The organism is Subtercola sp. RTI3 (genome assembly GCF_035018625.1).
GTDB classification, from domain to species: Bacteria; Actinomycetota; Actinomycetes; order Actinomycetales; family Microbacteriaceae; genus Subtercola; species Subtercola vilae.
Genome location: NZ_JASJXO010000016.1, coordinates 1 through 12,561, shown reverse-complemented (window position 1 = coordinate 12,561; position 12,561 = coordinate 1). Strand labels below are relative to the sequence as shown.

Sequence of the window (12,561 nt, the reverse complement as noted above, 5' to 3'; positions counted from 1 at the left end):
TCCACCCTACTTCTCGAGGGTGGTGATGATCTTCTGCAGCGACTCGAGCCGGGCCTTGCCGCTCTCGCCGAGCTCACCGCCCGAGACGCGGTCGACGATCTCCCAGTCGTGGGCCTGGCTGAGTTCGATGCCCTTGGCCGATCGTGGCAGCGTGGCCGCGGGAATGGCGTAGTTGGCGAACGAACGGAGGATATTCTCCGGCTTCACGTGCCCGAGCCCGAACGAACGCACTCCGGGGGTGTCGATGATCCATCCCGGGTCGCCATCGGCATCGCGCACCCGGATGCACACCGTCGACGAGGAGGTGTGACGCCCGCGACCGGTGACGTCGTTCACGCGCCCGACGGCGCGGTCAGTGCCGGGAACGAGGGCATTCACCAGGGTCGACTTGCCAACACCCGAGTGACCGACGGTGACAGTGGTGTGGCCAACGAGCAGGGCTTTCAGGGCATCCAGCGGGAAATCGTCTTTGGCACCCGAGATGATTTCGAGGTCGAAGCAGTCGAACTGGGTGAGAAAGTCGCTGGGGTCGGCCACATCTGTCTTGGTGATGCAGAGAATCGGAGCGAGCCCGGCGTCGAACGCCGCCACGAGGTAGCGGTCGATGAGGTTCGCCCGCGGCTCGGGGTTCGCGGCCGCCACCACGATGAGCATCTGGTCTGCGTTCGCCACGATGACGCGTTCGACCGCATCGCTGTCATCGGCGCTGCGGCGCAGCAGGGTCTTTCGCTCGTCGACCCGCACCACGCGGGCGAGGCTGCCGTCGGCGCCGGTCGTGTCGCCGACCAGCTCGACGGTGTCGCCGGTGACGATACCGAGACGGCCGAGTTCGCGGGCGCGCGAGGCGGTGATGACCGCTTCGTCGGCGGCGTTCTCGCGCACGAGCACGCCGAATCGCCCGCGGTCGACGGAGAGCACTCTGCCTTTGATGGCGTCGTTGTGCTCGGGGCGGGTCTTGGTGCGCGGCCGGTTGCCTTTCGGATTCGGCCGCATCCGGATGCTCGATTCGTCGAATTCATCGAATTCGTCGGGCTCGTCGTCGACACCGTCAGACCACCAGCTCATGCAGTCGGCCCGCCCGCATCGATCGCGACGCTGTGGCCAGCACGGCCGCTGCCGCCACCGAGCGCGCTCGAGGCCTCAGCCGACGAACCCGACACGAGCTGCAGCCACAGCGCCGCGAACTCGGGCAACGTCTTGGCGGTTGTGGCGATGTTCTCCACGATCACATCGTCGACCGCCAGCCCGATGATGGCGCCCGCGTGCGCCATGCGGTGGTCGAGGTACGTCTGCCATACACCGCCGTGCAGCGGCTGCGGTTCGATGTACAGCCCGTCGTCGAGCTCGGTCACCTTGCCGCCCAACCTGTTGATCTCGGTCGCCAGCGCCGCCAGTCGGTCGGTCTCGTGGTGGCGGATGTGCCCGATGCCCGTGATGGTGCTCGGCGAGTCGGCCAGGGCCGCCAGCGCGACCAGTGCGGGTGCCAGTTCGCCGCCCTCGCTCAGGTCGAGGTCGATGCCCCGGATGCTCGCGCCCCCGGTCACCGTCACCCGGTCGCCCTCGCGCGTCACTGTCGCACCGTACAGCGGAAGAAAGTCGATCAACCGGGCGCCCACCTGCGTGGTGCTCTCGGGCCAGCCGGTGAACGTCACCGAGCCACCCGCCACCAGCGCGGCGGCCAGGAACGGTGCCGCGTTCGACAGGTCGGGTTCGATGCTCACCTCGGCTCCTGCGATGGGGCCGGGTTCGACGCTCCACGCGGGCGCGGCAGACTCGTCGGTGCCGGTCTCGACGGTGCCAGATGCGACGGTGCCAGATGGCACGGTGCCAGACGTGACGGTGCCAGACGTGACGGTGACTCCGCGTGCGGCCAACGCCACGATGGTCATCTCGATGTGCGGCATGCTCGGCAGCCGCGAGCCCTCGTGCACGAGTCGCAGGCCCTTCTCGAACCGGGCGGCCGCGAGCAGCAGCCCCGAGACGAACTGCGAAGAGGAGGAGGCGTCGATGGTGATCTCGCCGCCCTCGACCGAGCCGGTGCCGTAGACGGTGAAGGGCAGGTTGGTGCGACCGTCGGCAGTGATGTCGACCCCGAGCGAGACGAGAGAAGAGATAGTCGTGGCCATCGGCCGTTTGCGCGCACCCTCGTCGCCGTCGAACACGATGGGGCCGAGGGCCAGAGCGGCAACAGGCGGCAGAAAGCGCATGACCGTGCCGGCCAGCCCGCAGTCGACCGTGGTACTGCCGAGCAGCTCGTCGGGCGGCGTGATGAGCCAGTCGACACCGAAGCGGCCAGAAGCCGGTGCGGGTTCGATACTCACACCGAATGAGCGCAGCGCCTCGACCATGAGGGTCGTGTCTCGGCTGTGCAGAGGCGAGCGGAGGCGTGAAGGGGCATCCGCCAGTGCCGACAGCACCAGCTCACGGTTCGTCAAGCTCTTCGACCCGGGCAGAGAGACAGTGGCGGCCAGAGGCCCGTGCGCACGCGGAGCAGCCCAGTCGGGGTTCGGCTCGGTGGGCGACGTGTCGCCGTACGGGTTGAAGTCGGGTGCGGAATATCTAGAGATAAGCATCAGTTGTCTAGGGTATCGACGTTTGATGAGGATTCGAAAGAAGGTGGCACGTGCAGGCAACGCTCGACCGCCCCCGGGTGGCCCGCATCGTAGACTGGCCGGTGATGACATCGACGAATTCTGAACCGGCAGCGGTGCCCGACCCTCGTGCGCTCTTCGAGGAGCAGGCAGTGCCGTTTCTCGACCAACTGTACGGCGCGGCGCTGCGCATGACCCGCAACCCGGCTGACGCCCAAGATCTCGTTCAAGAGACCTTCGTGAAGGCGTTCGCGGCATTCGCGCAGTTCGAGCAGGGCACGAACCTCAAGGCCTGGCTGTACCGCATTCTGACCAACACGTTCATCAACGTGTACCGCAAGAAGCAGCGCGACCCCTACCAGGGCACCACCAGCGACCTCGAAGACTGGCAGCTCGGCAATGCCGAGTCGGCCACCGCCACCGGCACTTCGAGCCGTTCGGCCGAGGCAGAGGCCATCGACCACCTGCCTGACAGCGCAGTGAAAGACGCCCTGCAGTCGATTCCCGAAGACTTTCGTCTGGCCGTGTACCTGGCCGACGTTGAGGGCTTCTCTTACCAAGAGATAGCCGACATCATGAAAACCCCCGTTGGTACCGTCATGAGCCGCCTGCACCGCGGCCGACGCCTTCTCAGGGGCCTGCTGACCGAATACGCCGAGGGTCGCGGAATCCACGCGACCGAGGCGAAGGGGAGTAAGAAATGACCGACTGCGGCTGCGACAAAGCCAAGGCTGAACTCGAAGAGTATCTTCACAACGAACTCGCCAGCAACGACGCTGCCGACATTCGCGAACACATGGCCGGCTGCACCGACTGCTCCTCTGAGCTGCACGTCGGCGTCGTTCTGACCGAGGCCGTTCAGCGCGCGTGCCGAGAGGTGGCGCCAGAGAATCTGCGCGATCAGGTTCTGCTGAGCATCCGGCAGATCCAGAGCACGCACTAGTCCGCTCATCCTGCGGCGCCGGATGCCCGGTGTCGATGTTGGTTTCAGTGCTGTGTCAGTGCGGTGGTGTGGGCTCTGCCGAAGCTCGGCCCACACCGTTTCAGAGGGTGAGTGCCCGGCTGAGCAGGTCGGCCTGCTCTTTGGCGTGCCGTTTGGCGGAGCCGGCCGCGGGGGAGGCTGCGGCAGCACGGGACTGCACCGTGATAGTGCGGCCCTCTGGCAGGCGCGGGGCCAGCTCGGCGTGGATGAACGGCCACGCGCCCTGGTTCTGCGGCTCGTCTTGAACCCAGACCAACTCGGCGTTCGGGTAACTGCCGATGACCGATGCCAGCTCGGCGGCGGGAAGCGGGTAGTACTGTTCCACGCGCACCAGAGCGATCTCGTCGTTGGGCGTCTTCTGCAGCTCGTTCAGCAGGTCGTAGTAGATCTTTCCCGCCATCAGCAGAACCCGCTTGACCTGTGCGGTGTCACCGCCCGATGTGCGCTGGTCGTCGAGCACGGGCTCGAACTTGCCCTGCGTGAGGTCGTCGACCGAGCTGGTCGCACCGCGAAGGCGGAGCATCGCCTTCGGCGTGAAGACGATGAGCGGTCGGCGGGGCCGGGCGTAAGCCTGGCGGCGCAGCAGGTGGAAGTACGACGCTGGCGTCGACGGGCGCGCCACGGTCATGTTGTTCTCCGCGCACATCTGCAGGTAGCGCTCGATGCGGGCTGACGAGTGGTCGGGGCCCTGGCCCTCGTAGCCGTGCGGCAGCAGCAGTACGAGCGACGAACGCTGGCCCCACTTCTGCTCGGCCGACGAGATGAATTCGTCGATGATGATCTGAGCGCCATTGGCGAAGTCGCCGAACTGGGCCTCCCAGAGCACGAGCGCATCGGGCCGTTCGACCGAGTAGCCGTATTCGAATCCCATCGCCGCGTATTCGCTGAGCAGCGAGTCGTAGATCCAGAATTTGGCCTGGTTGTCGCTGAGGTTGACGAGCGGCAGCCACTCCTGGCCGTTGTCACGGTCGTGGAGCACCGCGTGGCGCTGAACGAACGTGCCCCGGCGGGTGTCTTGGCCCGAGAACCGAACAGGAGTACCTTCGAGCAGCAGTGAGCCTAGTGCGAGCAACTCGCCGAAAGCCCAGTCGATGGTTCCGTTGCGGCTCATCTCGAGGCGCTTCTGCAGCAGTTGCTGAAGCTTCGGGTGAACGGTGAACCCGGCGGGCGGGTTGTTGAACGCGTCGCCGATGAGGGCGACGGTTGAGGCCGGCACGCCGGTGGACTCTGGCTCGCCCGCACCGTCGTCGGCCTGCTGCGCCTCGGGGCGCTCGAGGTCGCTCACGGCGTTCATGTCGCTCGTGATGATGGGGATCGACGAGGTCTGCGCCGCGTGGGTCTCTGCGAAGGCGCGCTCGAGGCGGTCTTGGAAGTCGCGGTGCGCGGCCTCGTACTCCTCTTGGCTGATGTCGCCCCGACCGATCAGCGACTCGGTGTAGAGCTTTCGCACAGACCGCTTCGCTTCGATCAGGTTGTACATCAACGGCTGCGTCATCGAGGGGTCATCGCCCTCGTTGTGGCCGCGGCGGCGGTAGCAGATGAGGTCGATGACCACGTCGCTCTTGAACTCCTGGCGGTACTCGAAGGCCAGCTGCGCCACACGCACCACTGACTCGGGGTCGTCGCCGTTCACGTGGAAGATCGGCGCCTGGATCGACTTGGCCACGTCGGTGGAGTAAACGGAGGAGCGTGAATCGCTCGGCCGTGTGGTGAAGCCCACCTGGTTGTTGATGTTGACGTGAATCGTTCCGCCGATTTTGTAGCCGCGGAGCTTCTCCATCTGCATGGTCTCATACACGATGCCCTGGCCGGCCATGGCCGCGTCACCGTGGATGAGAATCGGCAGCGTGGAATACGTTCCGCGGGGCTTTCGGTCTTGCTTGGCGCGCACGACACCTTCGAGCACGCCGTTGACGGCTTCGAGGTGCGAGGGGTTCGCCGCAATGTAGACGGGAATCTCCTTGCCGTCGCCGCTCACGAAGGTGCCCTCGGTGCCGAGGTGGTACTTCACGTCGCCAGAGCCCTGAACGGTACGTGGGTCTTGGGTGCCCTCGAACTCACGGAAGATCTGCCCGTACGTCTTGCCGGCGATGTTCGTCAGAACGTTGAGGCGACCACGGTGGGCCATGCCGATGGCGACCTCGTCGAGGCCTTCATCGGCGGCCGACTGGAGTACAGCATCCAGTAGCGCAATCGTCGACTCGCCGCCCTCGAGGCTGAATCGCTTCTGACCGACATACTTCGTCTGCAAGAACGTCTCGAAGGCCTCGGACTCGTTCAGCTTCGACAGGATGCGCATCTGCTCATCGTGATTCGGCTTGGCGTAGGGGCGCTCGATCTTGTCTTGCATCCACTTGCGCTGAACCGGGTCTTGAATGTGCATGTACTCGATGCCGGTCTTGCGGCAGTAGGCGTCACGCAGAATGCCGAGAATGTCGCGGAGCAGCAGTTGCGGCTTGCCGCCGAGACCGCCTGTGACGAACTCGCGGTCAAGATCCCACAGGGTGAGCCCGTGAGTGGCGATGTCGAGGTCGGGGTGGGTGCGCTGCTTGTACTCGAGCGGGTCGATGTCGGCCATCAGGTGGCCGCGCACGCGGAACGAGTTGATGAGCTCCTGCACGCGCGAGGTCTTGTCGACCGCGTCGGAGAGGTCGACGCTGATGTCGGGCGCCCAGTGGATGGGCACGTAGGGAATACGGAGTTCGGCGAAGATGTCTTCGTAGAAGCCGCGTTGGCCGAGCAGCAGCTCGTGCACCTTCTTCAAGAACTCGCCCGAGCCGGCACCCTGGATGACCCGGTGGTCGTAGGTGCTGGTGAGGGTGATGATCTTGCCGATTCCCAGCTCGGTGAGCGTGCGGCTCGACGAGCCCTGGAACTCGGCCGGGTACTCGAGGGCGCCGGCGCCGATGATGGCGCCAGAGCCCTTCATGAGCCGCGGGATGGAGTGCACCGTGCCGATGCCGCCCGGGTTCGTGAGCGAGATGGTGGCGCCCTGGAAGTCGCCGGCGGTCAGCTTGTTCGAGCGGGCCTTGGCAACGAGTTCGTCGTAGGCCGAGAGGAACTCGGCGAAGTCCATGGTGTCGGCGCGCTTGATGGCGGGCACTACCAGGGCACGGGTGCCGTCGGCCTTCGGCATGTCTATGGCGATGCCGAGCCCCACGTGCGCGGGGGAGACCACCATTGGCTTGCCATCGACGACGTCGTAGTAGACGTTCTGGCTGGGGAACTCTTTGAGCGCCTTCACCAGGGCCCAGCCGATGAGGTGCGTGAACGACACCTTGCCGCCCCGGGCGCGCTTGAGGTTCGAGTTGATGACGATGCGGTTGTCGATGAGCAGCTTGGCCGGGATGCTGCGAACGCTCGTTGCCGTCGGCACCGAGAGCGAGGCATCCATGTTCGTGGCCAGCGACTTTGCCGGGCCGCGAAGGGGCGAGACCTTGTCTTGCTCTGCTTCGTCGTCGCTGATCTGCGGGCGGAGCGTGGCCTCGGCCGGAATGGGCTGGGGGCTGGCCTGCATGGAGGTGGTGCGCGCGACGGGGGCGGTGGCCGGGGTGGGTGCGGCAGCTGCGGGAGTCGCAGCTGGTGCCGCGGGGGCTGCCGGTGCTGCTGCAGGGGCTGCCGGGGCTGCTGCCGCAGGGGCAGCGGGGGCCTCAGCGGGCGCGCCGCCCTCGGCCAGCTCGCCGCTCGACGGCTTGTAGTGCTCGAGAATCGACCACCACGATTCGTCTACCGAGTTCTTGTCGACGATGTACTGCTCGTACAGCTCATCGACGAGCCACTCGTTCGCACCAAATTCGCCCGACGAACCGTCGTCAGTTCCTGTTCCGGTCAACTGGCTTGACACAGCCGATCGCCCACTCTCGTCAAATCGCACTCTGTATAGGGACACCGTGTTCACGTGCCAGACAGCTGCGCTGAAGAATCTTCACGCGCCGACACGTGCTCAACCAGCTTAAACCCATGAACTGCACGTCGGCTTACCGTGTGGGAGGTCTACCGTTGGTGTCATGAAATTCTTGTCGACACCCGAGCACACCGATCTGACCTATTCCGACGTCTTTCTTGTGCCGTCGCGTTCAGACATCCGAAGCAGGCTCGACGTGTCGCTCGCGCCGGGAGACGGAACGGGGGCGACGATTCCGATTGTGGCCGCCAACATGAACTCGGTCACCGGGCCGCGCCTGGCGGCGACGCTGGCGCGGCGGGGCGGGCTCGGGGTGCTGCCGCAAGACATGCATCTGCAAGACCTCGACGCGGCCATCCGGTGGGTGAAGGCGCAGTCGGTCGAGTACGACACCCCGTTCGACTTCCGGCCCGATGCGACGGTCGAAAAAGCCCTCACCGTGCTGCCGGCGGTCGCGGGCCAGGGCATCGTCGTTCACGACGCGGCCGGCGTGTTTCTGGGGTGTATTCCCGCACTGCGGCTCGCGTCGGCGTTGCCCGATGCGAAACTCGGCGACTTGCTGCACGGGCCGCTCACGTCGCTCGCCGCCGACGACTTCGCCACACCCCGTGAGGCGTTCGACGCGATGGTCGCCGCTGACCTCGACTTCGCACCCGTCACGCGGCACGGCAGGGTCATCGGCACGCTCAGCCGCACAGGGGCCCTTCGTTCGACGATCTATGAGCCGGCTCTGGATGCCCACGGGCGCCTGCGCGTAGCCGCAGCCCTCGGCATCAACGGTGATGTCGCGGCCAAAGCCCGTGCGCTGGCGTCGGCCGGGGTCGACGTGCTCGTGCTCGACACCGCCCACGGTCACCAAGACGCCATGGTCGCGGCCATCCGAACGGTACGGGCGGCGGGGCTCGGCCTGCCGATCGTCGCGGGCAACGTGGTGACCGCCGACGGCGTGCGCGACCTGGCACAGGCCGGTGCTGACATCATCAAGGTCGGGGTCGGCCCCGGAGCCATGTGCACCACGCGCATGATGACGGCGGTGGGGCGGCCGCAGTTCTCTGCGGTACTCGAGACGGCTTCTGCGGCGACTCTCTACGGGGTGCATGTGTGGGCCGACGGGGGAGTACTTTACCCGCGCGACGTCGCGCTGGCGTTGGCGGCCGGTGCGGCATCCGTCATGATCGGGTCGTGGTTCGCCGGAACCATCGAGGCGCCCGGGGTGCTGCGCCACGATGCGGCCGGGCGACTCTACAAGGAGAACTACGGCATGGCATCCGCGAAGGCCGTCACCGATCGGTTCGGGCGGCTGGGGGCGTATGAGCTCGCACGAAAGCAGCTGTTCGCCGAGGGTATCTCGTCGAGCATGATCTACCTCGACCCGCTTCGCCCCTCGGTCGAAGACCTGCTCGACATGATCACGGCCGGGCTTCGCAGCTCATTCACCTACGCGGGGGCTGCGAGTGTGGAGGAGTTTCACGATCGGGCCAGGGTGGGCATCCAATCGGCAGCAGGGTACGAAGAAGGAAAGGCGCTGCCCGTTTCTTGGTGAATGCTCAGACTCTCGCCCGTATGATTGTAAGCACTCATGGATGACCCTCCCTCACTCTGGCCGCCCGTTCTGAAACCCAGCCTGCTGTGCGGTGATCGCCGTGCTCTCTGACTGGCTTCTGCTTCTGGGCGGGCTCGTTCTGACCGTCGGCACCGGGTTCTTCGTGGCCAGCGAGTTCTCGCTGGTCAACCTCGATCGCAGCGATCTCGAAGGTCGCCAGAGTCGCGGCGAGAAGGGCCTCGCGCCCACCATCGCGGCCCTTCGCATCACCTCGACGCACCTCTCGAGTGCGCAACTGGGCATCACCCTGACCACCCTGCTCACGGGGTACCTCATGGAGCCGGCCATCAGCAGTCTGCTGCGCGGGCCGCTCGACACTGTCGGGCTTGCTGACGAGCTGACGGTGGTGGTGGCGTCGATCGTGTCGATCGTCATCGCCACGCTGCTGTCGATGATCGTGGGCGAGCTGGTACCGAAGAATTTCGCGCTGGCGCTGCCCATTCAGACGGCGAAACTGGTCATTCCCTTTCAGCGGGCGTTCACGGCCGTCTTTCGGCCTGCGGTGCTGGTGCTGAACAACTCGGCCAACGCCATCATCCGGGCATTCGGCATCGAGCCGAAAGAAGAGCTGTCTGGTGCGCGAACGGCCGACGAGCTGTCGTCGCTCGTTCGACGGTCGGCTCTCGAGGGCAGCCTCGACGTCGACACCGCCACGCTGCTGAACCGCACCCTGCTGTTCTCGGGGCACGATGCTTCAGACGTCATGACGCCCCGGCCGCGTATCGCCGCGCTGAAGCGCACGGCGTCGGCAAAAGACGTCATCGATCTCGCCAACTCCACCGGGTACAGCCGGTTTCCCATCATCGACGACAGCCTCGACGACGTCGTGGGCGTGGCGCACGTGAAGCAGGCTGTCTCCGTGCCCCGCTCGAAGCGCGCCGAGGTGCCGGTGGTGGCGCTGCTCAGCGAACCGCTGCGGGTGCCAGAGACCATGAAGCTCGACCTGCTGCTCGGCGAGTTGCGGGGTCGCGGCTACCAGATGGCCGTCGTGCTCGACGAGTACGGCGGCACCGCGGGTGTCGTCACCCTCGAAGACCTGGTCGAAGAGCTGGTGGGTGAGTTGAACGACGAACACGACCGCACCCGGGCGGGCGTCATCAAGAGCCGCAACACCATCTCGTTTCCCGGCCAGCTGCGCCCCGACGAGCTGCTCGAACGGGCTGCCATCACGGTGCCAGAAGAGGGGCCGTACGAGACCGTGGCCGGGTTCGTGATGAGCGAGCTCGGGCGCCTGCCGAAGATCGACGACACCGTGCAGTTGCCCGACGGTGAACTGCGGGTGGAACGAATGGATGGCCGCCGCATCGATCGCCTGAGATTCACCCCCACACCCATCGAGCCGCTGGTTCCGGCTGCCGGGGTTTCTTCTGCCGTGGTTTCTTCTGCCCACCCGGTTTCCGATGCCACGACCACCGAGGAGGCTCGCAATGTCTGACTGGGCCGGCATTCTCTGGTTGTTCGTACTGCTGCTCGTGAACGGGTTCTTCGTTGCGGCCGAATTCGCTGTCATCTCGGCGCGGCGTTCGCAGATCGAGCCCCTCGCCGAATCCGGCATGCAACGCGCAAAGACCGCGCTGTGGGCCATGGAACACGCGACGCTGATGCTCGCGACCAGCCAGCTGGGCATCACCGTGGCATCACTGCTCATTCTGAATGTGTCAGAACCGGCCATCCATCACCTGCTCGAAGGGCCGCTGCACCTCACCGGCTGGAGCGAAGACGTCATCACCGGCGTGGCATTCGTCATCACGCTTGTGCTGGTGTCGTTTCTGCACGTGGTGATCGGTGAGATGGTGCCGAAGAACCTCTCGTTCTCTGTGCCCGACCGTGCCGTGCTGCTGCTGGCGCCGCCGCTGGTGTTCGTGGCTCGCATCTTCAGGTTCGTCATCGTGGCGCTGAACGCCACGGCGAACGGGGTCGTGCGGCTGTTCGGGGTCGAGCCGAAGAACGAGGCCGCGAGCACGTACACGCTCGACGAGGTGTCGAACATCGTGGCGCAGTCGACCCGCGAGGGGGTGCTCGACGACAATTCGGGTGCCCTGCACGCGGCGTTCGAGTTCACTGAGAAGACGGTTGTGTCGGTGGCGCTGCCGGTCGACCGGCTCGTCACGCTGGGCCGAGGGGCAACCCCGGCCGATGTGGAGCGGGCCGTGGCGAAGTACGGTTTCTCGCGGTACGTCATCGTCAACCCGGAGGGCGACCCGACGGGGTACCTGCACCTGAAAGACGTGATCGACCTCGACGATGACGAGTTCGATCAGCCGGTGCCGGCCAAGCGCATCCGCCAGCTGGCGTCGATCTACGATGGCACCGAGCTCGAAGACGCACTCGCGACCATGCGCCGCACAGGCGCTCATGTGGCCCGGTCGTTCACTTCGGAGGGGGCAACGAGCGGGGTGCTGTTTCTCGAAGACGTGATCGAGGAGCTCGTGGGCGAGGTTCAAGACGCAACTCGTCGCATCTGACCGGTGCGGCGCCGTTGACCGGCGGTGGGCCGCTTCGCGGCGCGCCCGCTTCTGACTCACCCCACTTCTGCCGACCCACTTAATCGAGTCGGCGAAGTTTGCGGGTTGTGAGCTGCGGCACCCGCAAACTTTGCCGAGTGGGCGGAGTAGTCAGGGAGAGACCTGTGGATAACTCGGTTTCGGGCATCCGGTGGGCGCACGATGGGGGCATGAGTCGACGCACCCCACTGCCCCCCGAACTCGGCATGCCTTTCAGCCGAGTGGATGCCCGGGCCGCCGGCGTGGGCGACGGCCGGCTTCGCGCCGCAGACCTGCACCGGCCGTTCCACGCGGTGCGGGCGATTGAGGCGCCGCACACGGTGCAGCAGTTCTGCGCGGCGTACGCGCCGAGGCTCCCGCCGGGGCAGATGTTCAGCCACACGACGGCAGCGCTGCTGTGGAACCTGCCGATTGAGTCCGCCAGAGCCTCGCCCGCTGGCATCCATGTGTCGGTGTTCTCGCCGGGGTGGCCGCCGCGCACGGTCGGCGTCACGGGTCACCGGCTCGACGACAACCGCGTTTCGGTCGAACTGCGTCACGGATTCCCTGTGACCGACATCGCCTCGACCTGGTGCCACCTCGCCAGCCTCGTCTCCCTCGACGAGCTGGTGGTCGCGGGCGATGCGGCTGTACTGGTTCCCGTGCATCCGAGGAGGGGCGACCGCCGACCACATGCGAGCATCGAGCTGCTGCGCGACCGGCTCTACGACTACCGCGGGCGCGGCAAATGTCGCCTGCAGGAGGCCCTCGATCTAGTGCGCGTGGGTGCCGAGTCACCGCGCGAGACCAGCCTGCGGCTACTGCTCGTTCGGGCCGGACTGCCCGAGCCTGAACTGAACGTCGACCGGTTCGACGACGACGGTACGTTCATCGGTCGGGCCGATCTCTTCTACCGGCAGTGGATGGTCGTGGTCGATTACGACGGAGACCAGCACCGCACCGCCTCCGGCCCCGCCCCCGGCCCGGCTGCCCAGCCC

9 protein-coding genes are annotated in these 12,561 nt (G+C 66.1%); 6 read left to right on the top strand and 3 right to left on the bottom strand.

Features of this window, described 5'->3' with window-relative positions:
* Positions 1-6 precede the first annotated feature (6 nt).
* Both rsgA and QN358_RS08170 read right to left on the bottom strand, forming a co-directional pair.
* The gene (gene rsgA, locus QN358_RS08175; RefSeq protein ID WP_136642293.1) at positions 7-1,065 is read right to left on the bottom strand and encodes a ribosome small subunit-dependent GTPase A; all 1,059 of its coding nucleotides are present in this window, start codon (positions 1,063-1,065) and stop codon (positions 7-9) included.
* Positions 1,062-2,573 (bottom strand): 3-phosphoshikimate 1-carboxyvinyltransferase, encoded by a 1,512-nt coding sequence (locus QN358_RS08170; protein WP_323512065.1) that lies wholly within the window; start codon positions 2,571-2,573, stop codon positions 1,062-1,064. The genes rsgA and QN358_RS08170 overlap by 4 nt, the downstream gene beginning before the upstream one ends.
* Before the next feature lie 104 nt (positions 2,574-2,677).
* Between QN358_RS08170 and QN358_RS08165 the strand changes: the two genes are divergently transcribed.
* The gene (locus tag QN358_RS08165) at positions 2,678-3,295 is read left to right on the top strand and encodes a sigma-70 family RNA polymerase sigma factor (RefSeq protein WP_136642310.1); all 618 of its coding nucleotides are present in this window, start codon (positions 2,678-2,680) and stop codon (positions 3,293-3,295) included.
* Positions 3,292-3,534 (top strand): zf-HC2 domain-containing protein, encoded by a 243-nt coding sequence (locus QN358_RS08160; RefSeq protein WP_136642295.1) that lies wholly within the window; start codon positions 3,292-3,294, stop codon positions 3,532-3,534. The genes QN358_RS08165 and QN358_RS08160 overlap by 4 nt, the downstream gene beginning before the upstream one ends.
* Positions 3,535-3,634: 100 nt before the next feature.
* Here the strand turns inward: QN358_RS08160 and QN358_RS08155 are convergent, their stop codons facing one another.
* Positions 3,635-7,417: a multifunctional oxoglutarate decarboxylase/oxoglutarate dehydrogenase thiamine pyrophosphate-binding subunit/dihydrolipoyllysine-residue succinyltransferase subunit gene (locus tag QN358_RS08155; RefSeq protein WP_323512064.1), complete on the bottom strand. Its 3,783-nt coding sequence runs from the start codon at positions 7,415-7,417 to the stop codon at positions 3,635-3,637.
* 163 nt (positions 7,418-7,580) lie between these two features.
* Here QN358_RS08155 and QN358_RS08150 point away from each other — a divergent pair, with 163 nt between their 5' ends.
* The 4 genes from QN358_RS08150 to QN358_RS08135 all read left to right on the top strand — a co-directional run.
* Positions 7,581-9,020 (top strand): GuaB1 family IMP dehydrogenase-related protein, encoded by a 1,440-nt coding sequence (locus QN358_RS08150; RefSeq protein WP_323512063.1) that lies wholly within the window; start codon positions 7,581-7,583, stop codon positions 9,018-9,020.
* A gap of 91 nt (positions 9,021-9,111) precedes the next feature.
* A complete protein-coding gene (locus QN358_RS08145) occupies positions 9,112-10,515 on the top strand; it encodes a hemolysin family protein (RefSeq protein ID WP_136642298.1) in 1,404 nt (467 codons plus the stop codon).
* Entirely contained in the window at positions 10,508-11,545 is a 1,038-nt protein-coding gene (locus QN358_RS08140; protein WP_136642299.1) for a hemolysin family protein, read from the top strand. Before QN358_RS08145 ends, QN358_RS08140 begins: the two co-directional genes overlap by 8 nt.
* 164 nt (positions 11,546-11,709) lie before the next feature.
* A partial coding sequence (locus QN358_RS08135) for a hypothetical protein (protein WP_323512062.1) occupies positions 11,710-12,561 on the top strand: 852 nt, incomplete at its 3' end.

Excerpts from the sequence above, each read along its gene's own strand:
- QN358_RS08160 (WP_136642295.1), top strand. The coding sequence starts at position 3,292 with ATGACCGACTGCGGCTGCGACAAAGCCAAGGCTGAACTCGAAGAGTAT.
- QN358_RS08165 (WP_136642310.1), top strand. The coding sequence starts at position 2,678 with ATGACATCGACGAATTCTGAACCGGCAGCGGTGCCCGACCCTCGTGCG.
- QN358_RS08140 (WP_136642299.1), top strand. The coding sequence starts at position 10,508 with ATGTCTGACTGGGCCGGCATTCTCTGGTTGTTCGTACTGCTGCTCGTG.
- QN358_RS08150 (WP_323512063.1), top strand. The coding sequence starts at position 7,581 with ATGAAATTCTTGTCGACACCCGAGCACACCGATCTGACCTATTCCGAC.
- rsgA (WP_136642293.1), bottom strand. The coding sequence starts at position 1,065 with ATGAGCTGGTGGTCTGACGGTGTCGACGACGAGCCCGACGAATTCGAT.
- QN358_RS08170 (WP_323512065.1), bottom strand. The coding sequence starts at position 2,573 with ATGCTTATCTCTAGATATTCCGCACCCGACTTCAACCCGTACGGCGAC.